General features: G+C 74.1%; 8 protein-coding genes. 6 read left to right on the top strand and 2 right to left on the bottom strand.

From position 1 onward, the window contains the following. Positions 1-1,094 (bottom strand): DegT/DnrJ/EryC1/StrS aminotransferase family protein (locus tag LCD31_RS02125; protein ID WP_224955698.1); only part of this gene is annotated, 1,094 nt, incomplete at its 3' end. Next, the gene (locus LCD31_RS02120) at positions 1,094-2,242 is read right to left on the bottom strand and encodes a DegT/DnrJ/EryC1/StrS aminotransferase family protein (RefSeq protein WP_224955697.1); all 1,149 of its coding nucleotides are present in this window, start codon (positions 2,240-2,242) and stop codon (positions 1,094-1,096) included. The genes LCD31_RS02120 and LCD31_RS02125, both read right to left, overlap by 1 nt. Positions 2,243-2,721: 479 nt before the next feature. On the opposite strand from LCD31_RS02120, the gene LCD31_RS02115 reads away from it, so the two are divergent. From LCD31_RS02115 to LCD31_RS02090, 6 genes are read left to right on the top strand one after another with little or no spacing between them, the layout of a single operon-like run. Next, positions 2,722-3,762, top strand: a complete 1,041-nt coding sequence (locus LCD31_RS02115) for a Gfo/Idh/MocA family oxidoreductase (RefSeq protein ID WP_224955696.1) — start codon at positions 2,722-2,724, stop codon at positions 3,760-3,762. Continuing rightward, positions 3,752-4,627: a sugar phosphate isomerase/epimerase gene (locus LCD31_RS02110; protein ID WP_224955695.1), complete on the top strand. Its 876-nt coding sequence runs from the start codon at positions 3,752-3,754 to the stop codon at positions 4,625-4,627. The genes LCD31_RS02115 and LCD31_RS02110 overlap by 11 nt, the downstream gene beginning before the upstream one ends. Further along, on the top strand, positions 4,627-5,919 hold the full coding sequence (locus tag LCD31_RS02105) for a M20/M25/M40 family metallo-hydrolase (RefSeq protein ID WP_224955694.1): 1,293 nt from the start codon (positions 4,627-4,629) through the stop codon (positions 5,917-5,919). Before LCD31_RS02110 ends, LCD31_RS02105 begins: the two co-directional genes overlap by 1 nt. Next, entirely contained in the window at positions 5,919-7,043 is a 1,125-nt protein-coding gene (locus LCD31_RS02100; protein WP_224955693.1) for an Ldh family oxidoreductase, read from the top strand. The genes LCD31_RS02105 and LCD31_RS02100 overlap by 1 nt, the downstream gene beginning before the upstream one ends. Then, a complete protein-coding gene (locus LCD31_RS02095) occupies positions 7,043-7,996 on the top strand; it encodes a Gfo/Idh/MocA family protein (protein ID WP_224955692.1) in 954 nt (317 codons plus the stop codon). Before LCD31_RS02100 ends, LCD31_RS02095 begins: the two co-directional genes overlap by 1 nt. Then, positions 7,993-8,430, top strand: a complete 438-nt coding sequence (locus LCD31_RS02090) for a hypothetical protein (RefSeq protein WP_224955691.1) — start codon at positions 7,993-7,995, stop codon at positions 8,428-8,430. Before LCD31_RS02095 ends, LCD31_RS02090 begins: the two co-directional genes overlap by 4 nt. Positions 8,431-8,479: the final 49 nt, after the last annotated feature.

The following is an 8,479-nucleotide window of genomic DNA, read 5'->3' as shown; positions in this document are numbered from 1 at the left end:
GGCGCGCCCCCCCGGCCCCCCCCCGGGGGGGGGGGGGGGGGGCGGGGGGGGGGGCCGCCCCCCCCCGCGGGGCCCCCGGGGGGGGGCGCCCCGCCCTCGTCCGCGGGAGCCCAGGGCAGGAACGCGGCTTGGTGCGGCAGCGCCAGCGGGTAGTACACGTGCGAGCCGATGCCGTGCTCGGCGAGGTATTCCCGCAGCACGTCGCGTTCCTCGGCGAGCAGGCAGTACACGTAGTGGCAGCGGCCGTCCCGGCCCGGCGGCGGGGCGAGCACGCCCTGCCCGGCGAGCGGCGCGAAGCGCTCGGTGTAGTGCTCGGCGATCTCGGCGCGCCGCCGGAGCCGGGCGGGGAAACCCGCGTACCGGTAGCGCTGGAACGCGGCCTGGATCTCGTCGAACCGGCTGTTGGTGCCGATGACCCGGTGCACGAAGCGCTCCTGCTGCCCGTGGTTGCGCAGCATCCGGATCCGCCGCCCGAGCGCGGGATCGCGGGTGACGACGGCGCCGCCTTCTCCGGGCATGCCGAAGGACTTGACCTGGACGAAGGAGTAGACGCCGGCTTCGCCCCACAGCCCGGCCGGGGTGCCGCGCAGCACGGCGCCCTGCGCGACCGCGGAGTCCTCCACCAGCCGCAGGTCGTGCGCCGCGGCCAGTTCGGTGAACCGGGGCATGTCGGCCATGATCGAGAACATGTGGGCGGGCAGCAGCGCCTTGGTGCGGTGGGTGATATGGCGCCGCGCCGATTCCGGGTCGAGCACCATGGTGCGCGGGTCGACGTCGGCGAACACCGGGGCCGCGCCGGTCTCCAGCACGGCGGCGGCCAGCGGTGCGCAGCCGAACGCGGGCACCACCACCTCGTCGCCGGGGCCGATGTCCACGGCGCGCAGCACCAGTCCGAGCGCGGTGGTGCCGCTGCCGCAGGCGATGACGTCGGCGGCGCCGAGATCGTCGCGCAGCAACTCCTCGAATTCCCGGGTTTGCTCACCGAGGATGAACTTCTGTCGGGGATCCCGGCCGATCTCGCCGATGATGTCGAGCATCACCTTGCGATCCCCTTCGAACAGATCAGGCGGGAAGAACGGAATTTCGGAACGCATCACGCACGCCTCCCGGAATAGAAGGAGCGGATCACCGAGCACACCCGGTCGAGCTGTCCGAGGGTGAGGTCCGGGTAGAGCGGAAGGGCCACCGCGCGCCGCGCCGCCGCTTCCGCGTTCGGCAGCGGAACCTCCGTGGAATAATCCGATTGAAAGCAGGGTTGCCGGTGCAGCGGAATGGGGTAGTAGGTTTCGGTGCCGATTTCCGCGCGGGCCAGCCACTCCACCAGCTCGTCCCGGCGCTCCACCTCGATCAGGTGGACGTAGAACGCGCTCGCCGAACCCGGGCCCCGGTCGACCACCTCCGGCAGGCGGAGGATCCCCGGCACGTCCGCGAGCCGTTCCCGGTAGGCCGCGGCCAGCTCACCGCGGCGGGCGATCTCCCGCTCCAGCTCCGGCAGCTTCGCCAGCAGCACCGCGGCCTGGATGTCGTCCATCTTGCTGTTCGTGCCCGGCCGCGCCGTCTCGGTGGAGATGCCGGGGAAGTGGTCCAGGGTGTGCCCGAACCGCCCGTGGTGGCGCAACCCCGCGACCAGCTCCGCGACCCGCACGTCGTCGGTGATCACCGCGCCCGCGTCGCCGATCGCGCCGAGGGTCTTGCTCGGGAAGAAGGAGAGCACGCCGCCCGCGCCGTGCAGACCGGCGTGCACTCCCAGCTGCCGCATCCCGATCGCCTCCGCGCTGTCCTCCAGCAGCACCAGGCCCCGCCGCGCCGCGACCCGGGACAGCGCGCTCATGTCCGCCATCTGGCAGAACAGGTGCGCGGGCATGACGAACCGGGTGCGCGGGCCTGCGACCCGCTCGACCTCGGCCGGGTCCAGCGCGTAGGTCACCGGATCGACGTCGGCGAACACCGGGCGGCCCCCGGCCAGCACCACCGAGCTCGCGGTGGCCACGAACGAGTAGGCCGGGACCACCACCTCGTCGCCGGGGCGCAGGCCCAGGGCGCGCAGCAGCAGGACCAGCGCGTCCGTGCCGCTGTTCACGCCCACCGCGTACCGCGCGCCGGTGTGCTCGCAGAGCTGCCGTTCCAGTTCGGCGACCTGCTTGCCGTGGGAGAACTTGCCGTTGTCGAAGACCGCTTCGACGCGAGCGCTGATGGCCGGCCAAAGCCGGTCGAAGGTGCGGGCCTGCGAGAAGAACGGCACGGGCGCGGACGGATCCGGCGGGCTCGATAATTCTCGCGCCCCGGTGTCATTCGCACCGCGGGACACGACGTCAACTCCTGGGAATGGGGAGGGATCTTCGGCTGGACAAAGTAGCGGAGCGCCGCGCGCCGCCGGAAGTCCGCGGGAACGCCATTCGCGTTTTTCATCCTTTCCGGTGATCATCTGTTCGGGCCTCGCGGACCCGGTTCCTGGACTGTTCGGGGAAATCGTTAGTCTTGCCGCTCGGCGCCCGCATCCGGTCGCCGAAGCGCATTCCGCCGCGATCGCCGAATGCGCACCGGAACGGTCCGAACAGGACGGTTCCGGGAATGGCCCTACCCCGCGCCGCCGCGGAAGCGGGTGCCGAATTCGCGAGAACGGCGGAACCCGGGCGGGAGCCACCGGGCCGCCGGGCGGAACCGCCGGAACGCGGCGGGATCCCGGAACAACCTCGAACCCCTCTGGAGCAACGGAGCACGATGCTGCACTCACTCGTGGTCGGGCTCGGGCGCGCGGGCGCCGGCCTGCACCTGCGCGTCCTGGCACGGGCCAGGGAACTCGACCGCGACCCGTTCCACCCCGGCGCGATCATCGCCTGCGACCCGGCACCCGCGGCCCGCCGCGTCCCGCCGGGCGTCACCGCCGCCGAGTCCGTCCGCGCCGCCGCCGAACTCGTCCCGCCCGGCCGCACCGTCGTCCACCTGTGCACCCCGCCCACCGGACGCACCGAACTGCTGCGCGAGCTCGCCGAACTCGGCTTCCGCCGCATCATCGTGGAGAAGCCCGTCGCACCCGACCTCACCTCGCTCGCCGAGGTCGAGCGGCTGCGCACCGCGCACGACCTGCGGCTCGCCGTCGTCGCGCACTGGCTGGACGCCGAACTCACCCGCAGGCTCGCCGACCTCGTGCAGCGGGGGCCGCTGGGGCGGCTGCGGGAGATCTCCTTCCGCCAGCACAAACCCCGGTTCACCCACTCCACCGCCACCGGCGGCCACCCGACCGCGTTCGACGTGGAAGTGCCGCACTCGCTCGGCGTGGCGCTGCGGCTGGCCGGGCCCGCCGAGCTCGTCGACGCCGACTGCGCCGACATGCGCTGCGGTGGCGTGGTGCTCCCCGGCATGGGCGGCGCGCGGCTCGCGCTGCGCCACGTCGGCGGCGTCCGCACCGCCATCGACTCCGACCTCACCGCCCCGGTGCGGGAACGCCGGGTGGAGCTGGCGTTCGAGCACGGCAGCGCCGTCGGGCACTACCCGCTCAGCGACCAGGACCACCACGCGCAGCTGACCGTGCACGGCCCCGAGGAGCAGTGGTCGGTCTTCCCCGACGACGCGCTCACCGAGTTCACGCTGCGCGCCTACCGCCGGTTCAAAGCCATCGGACCGGACCCCGAACCCGCCGCCACCGGGCACTTCGCGATCCACCGCGACGTGGTCCGCCTGCTGTGGGCGGCGAAGCAGCACTGCCGGGACCGGACCGGTCCCGCTCGACAGCGGAGGAGGACCGCAGATCATGCAGGATGACCCGCGCCCCCGGCTCGCCGGCATCGGCGACGAAGCCGCCGCGGACCTGACCGGGCAGCTCGCCGCCGTCCGCAGGCTCGGCTGGCGGTCGATCGAACTGCGCACCGTCGACGGCGTCCCGCTCGCCGACCTCGACGAACCCGACCGGCGCCGCACCGCGCGGCAGCTCCGCGCCGCCGAGCTCGACGTGGTGTGCCTCGCCTCGCGCATCGGCAACTGGGCCCGCCCCATCACCGCCCCGTTCGAGGACGACCTGCGCGAACTCGACGTGCTCGCCGAGCAGTGCCGCGAACTCGGCAGCCGCTACGTGCGCATCATGTCCTACCCGAACGACGGGCTCCCCGAACCCGAGTGGGGCGCCCGCGCCCGCGAACGCGTCGCCAAGCTCGCCGAACGCGCCGCCGAGCACGACGTCGTGCTGCTGCACGAGAACTGCGCCGGGTGGGCCGCCACCGACGCCGACCGCGCCCTGCGGCTGCTCGCCGAAGTCCCGTCGCTACGGCTGCTGTTCGACACCGGCAACGGCGTCGAGCACGGCTACCACGCCCCGGACCTGCTGCGCCCGCTCATCGGCCACGTGGCGCACGTGCACGTCAAGGACGCCACCGGCTCGCCCGGCGCCGTGATGTACGTGCCACCGGGGGAGGGCGGTTCGCGGGTCGCCGACTGCCTGCGGCTGCTGCTGAACTCCGGCTACGAGGGCGCGTACTCCCTCGAACCGCACCTGGTCGCCCGCCCGCACGACGGGGTGCGCGCCGACGAGACCGCCGCGGACCGGTTCGTCGACGCGGGCCGCGCCCTCGAACGGTTGCTGGGGCGGCTGCGCGCGCCCTACACGGCGGCGGCCGCGCCCGGCCGGGCCTGATGGGCGCCGAACCGCTCGAACCCGGCGACCTCGACCTGCTGGTGGACCTGCTGCGGCTGCCCACCGTCAACCCGCTGGAAGGTGCCGCGCCACCCTCCCGGATGTGGCAGGCGCAGCGGGCCTACGCCGCGGCCGCCGAGCGCATCGGGTTCCGCACCGCGCACCACGCCGCCCCCGAACCCTCGGTGCTGGACCGGGACGACGTGCCGCGCACCGTGCGCGACGCCGCCCGCGACCCGGACTTCCTCGCCGACCAGCCCAGCCTGGTGCTGCGGCTCGGCCCGGAGCTGCCGCCGGAGCGCACCGCCATGTTCAACGTGCACCTGGACACCGTCGCCGGGCTCGAACCCGTCACCCGCACCGCGGACCGGATCACCGGGCGCGGCGCCATCGACGCGAAGGGCCCGGCCGTGGCGCTGCTGGCCGGGATCCGCGCCGCCCGCGTCGCGAACCCCGAGCTGGGGCGCGACGTCGGGGTCCTCGTGCACGCCGTCTCCGGCGAGGAGGGCGGCGCGATGGGCACCTACGGCACCCGGCCGCTGGTCGAAGCCGGCCACTTCGGGGCGCTCAACGTGTTCTGCGAACCCACCGGGCTGCGCTACCTGCCCCGGTCCACCGCCTCGATGACGGCGCGGATCCGGGTCGACGGGCACGGCGCCATCGACGACGAACCCGCCGCGGGGCACAACGCGACGGTCCTGCTCGGGTTCCTCGCCCAGCACCTCGCCCGCACCCTCGACCCGCGGGACCGGCCGGGTCGCTGCTGCATCGCGGGCCTGCGCACCGGCGACCGGCACAACCGCGTCTACGGCAGCGGGGGCCTGCTGCTCAACCTGTCCTACGCCACCGCGCCCGAAGGTGCCGCCGCCGAGCGCGCGCTGGAGGACGCGGTGCGCGACGGCATCCGCGAATTCACCGGGACGTTCGCGTCCACCAGGGAGTTCGCCCGCACCGCGGCGCAGGCCGCCGCCATCACGCGCGTCGACTGGCTCAAGCGCGGACTGCCCTGCCTGCACGAGCAGGGGGACGCCGGCGAGCTGTTCGCCGCAGCGGGGATCCGGCGGTGGCCCGACGAGCTGCCCGCGTTCACCTGCGACGCCATCTGGATGCACGGCATCCCCGACACCCGCACCGCCGTGCTCGGCCCCGGATCGCTGGAGGCGAACCACGCGCACGCCGAAGGCGAGTACGCCGACGTCGCCGAACTCCGCGGCTTCGCCCGAGCGGTCGCGGCGGTGCTCACCGAGTTCACCAGGCGGCACCACGGCGGTGCCGGGAAGGAGATCACCTGATGACGCTGCTGCCGGAGATCGCGCACTCCGGGGAACGAACCACGGTGTCCTACGCGCGACTGCACGCGTTCACCGCCCGGCTGTTCGCCGAGCACGGGATACCGGATCACCGGGCGCACCTGGCCGCGGAAGCGCTGTGCCACGGGGATCTGTGCGGATTCGACTCGCACGGCCTGTTCAACCTCACCCGGCTCTACCTGCCGCTGCTGCGGTCCGGCCGGGTCGACCCCACCGCGGAACCCACCACGCGGATCGACCTCGGCGCCTGCGCCGTGCTCGACGCCCGCCGCGCCCTCGGCCTGTGGGCCGCGGCGGAGGCCGTCGACGCGGCCGCGCACCGCGCGCTGGAGCACGGCGTCGGGCTCGTGCCGGTGCGCGGCGGCACGCACTTCGGTTGCGCCGGGTTCCACGCCGCGCGCGCCGCCGAACGCGGGCTCGTGGGCATCGTCGCCAGCAACTGCGGTTCGCAGCGGATCGCCCGCCCGCCGCTGGGCGCGCTCGCCATGCTCGGCACCAACCCGATCAGCGTCGCCGCCCCCGCCCTCGAAGGCCACCCGTTCGTGCTGGACATGAGCACCACCACCGTTCCCACCGGCAAGGTCCGGGTAGCCGCCTCGGACGGGGAACGCGTCCCGCCCGGTTGGCTCGCCGACGACACCGGGAACCCCGTCACCGACCCGGCCGCGTTCGACCGCGGCGAGGCACACCTGCGCTGGCTCGGCGGCGAACCGGCCACCGGTGCGCACAAGGGCTTCGGCCTCGGGCTCGTCGTGGAAGTGCTCTCCGCGCTGCTGTCCGGCGCCGGCGTCGGGCCCGCCCCGGCGGCGCTGGACGGTGACGGCGGACCGCACGGGCGCGACGACGACATCGGCTACTTCGTGCTCGTGCTGGCCCCCGACCTGCTGCGCCCCGGCGGGGCGTTCGCCGCGGACGCGCGGAGCCTGTTCGGCACGCTGCTGGACTGCCCGGCCGCGGCGGGCGAACCGGTGCGCTACCCCGGTTGGCACGAGGCGGAACGCGCCGCGCGGCGCCGCCGGGACGGAGTACCGCTGCGCGCCTCGGTGCACCGCGAACTCGTCGAGCTGGGCCTCGACGAGTCCGATGTGGACGGAGGTGCGCGCTGATGGCCGCGGAACCGCGCCGCGCCGCCGTGATCGGCCTCGGCACCATCGCCCGGTTCTACCTCGCCGCGCTGGACGCGCTGCCCGGCTGGGAACTCGTCGCAGTCTGCGACGTGGACGAGGCCGCACTGGCACCGCACCGCGGGCGGATACCCGTGTTCCACGACCACCGCGAGCTGCTGGCCGCGAGCGCGCCGGACGCGGTCGTCGTGGTGGTCCCCAACGACGTGCACGCGGAGATCAGCCGCGACGCGCTGCGGGCCGGCGTGCCGGTGTGCGTGGAGAAACCGCTCGCCGTGGACCTCGTCGACGCGCGGGCGCTCACCGGGCTCGCCTCGGTCACCGCGCCGCTGTTCACCGCGTTCCACCGCCGCTACAACGACAACGTGCTGCGCCTGCGCGACGAGCTCGCCGGGCACGGGCCCATCGAAGGGTTGACCGTGCGCTACCTCGAACGCATCGAGGAGCACATCGGCGGCGACACCTGGTACCTCGACCCGGAGCGCTGCGGTGGCGGTTGCGTCGCCGACAACGGCCCGAACGCGTTCGACCTGGTGCGGCTCTTCCTCGGCGACGTCGAACCGGCCGCGGTCACCGTGCACCGCGACGGCGCGGGCCTCGACCGGCAGGCGGTGGTCGAACTGCGCTCCGCCACCGGGGTGCCCGCCGTCGTCGAACTCGACTGGTCGCATCCCGGTGAGACCAAGGACGTCGAGATCCGCTGCGCGGACGGCACCACGCACCGCGCCGACATGCTGCACGGCCACCACGGGTTCAAGTCCTCGCTGTGGCACGAGTACGAAGGCGTCCTCACCGACTTCGCCGCCGTGCTCGATGCGGGCAACACCGCCGCGGACCGGCGCCCCGACGGCGGGCTGCCCGCGCTGGAGCTGGTCGACGCGGTCTACCGCGTGGAATTCCTGGACACCGCCGCGAACGAGGAGGGCTCGCCGTGAACCCGCACGAGGACGGCCGCAAGCGCGGCCTGCACGCCACCGTGGTGAAGGTGCTGCGGCACCGCCGGACCGAACGGGGCATGTCCCTGGAACCGCACGCCAGCCGGTGCATCCGGGCGGGCGAGGTGCACGAGCTCGTCACCACCGACCACGTCGAGACCGCGCCGGGCGCCCGCGTGGACCGGGTCGGGTTCCTCGGCTTCGCCGAGTTCGGCTGCGCCGGCGTCCTCGACCGCGGGGACGAGCTGCGCATCGGCGGCCGGGTGATCGGCACCGTGCTCGGCTTCGACGCCTGCCACCACCCCAACCACTACAACGTGCTGGTGCGCACCGAGGCGCCGTGGACCGGCGAGGAGCTGGACCTGTTCCCGGAACAGCTGCTCACCTTCGAGCAGGCGGCGCTGACCGCCCGCCTGGGAAGTGCCGTCGGGTAGTACCCGCGCAGGTCCGCACCGTCGGCGGAAGACATCCGGCGAGGATCGG

Source organism: Saccharopolyspora sp. 6M, from assembly GCF_020176775.1.
Lineage (GTDB): Bacteria > Actinomycetota > Actinomycetes > Mycobacteriales > Pseudonocardiaceae > Saccharopolyspora_C > Saccharopolyspora_C gregorii.
Note: the sequence above shows the minus strand (reverse complement) of the source record. Positions and strands in the feature narration are given on the sequence as shown.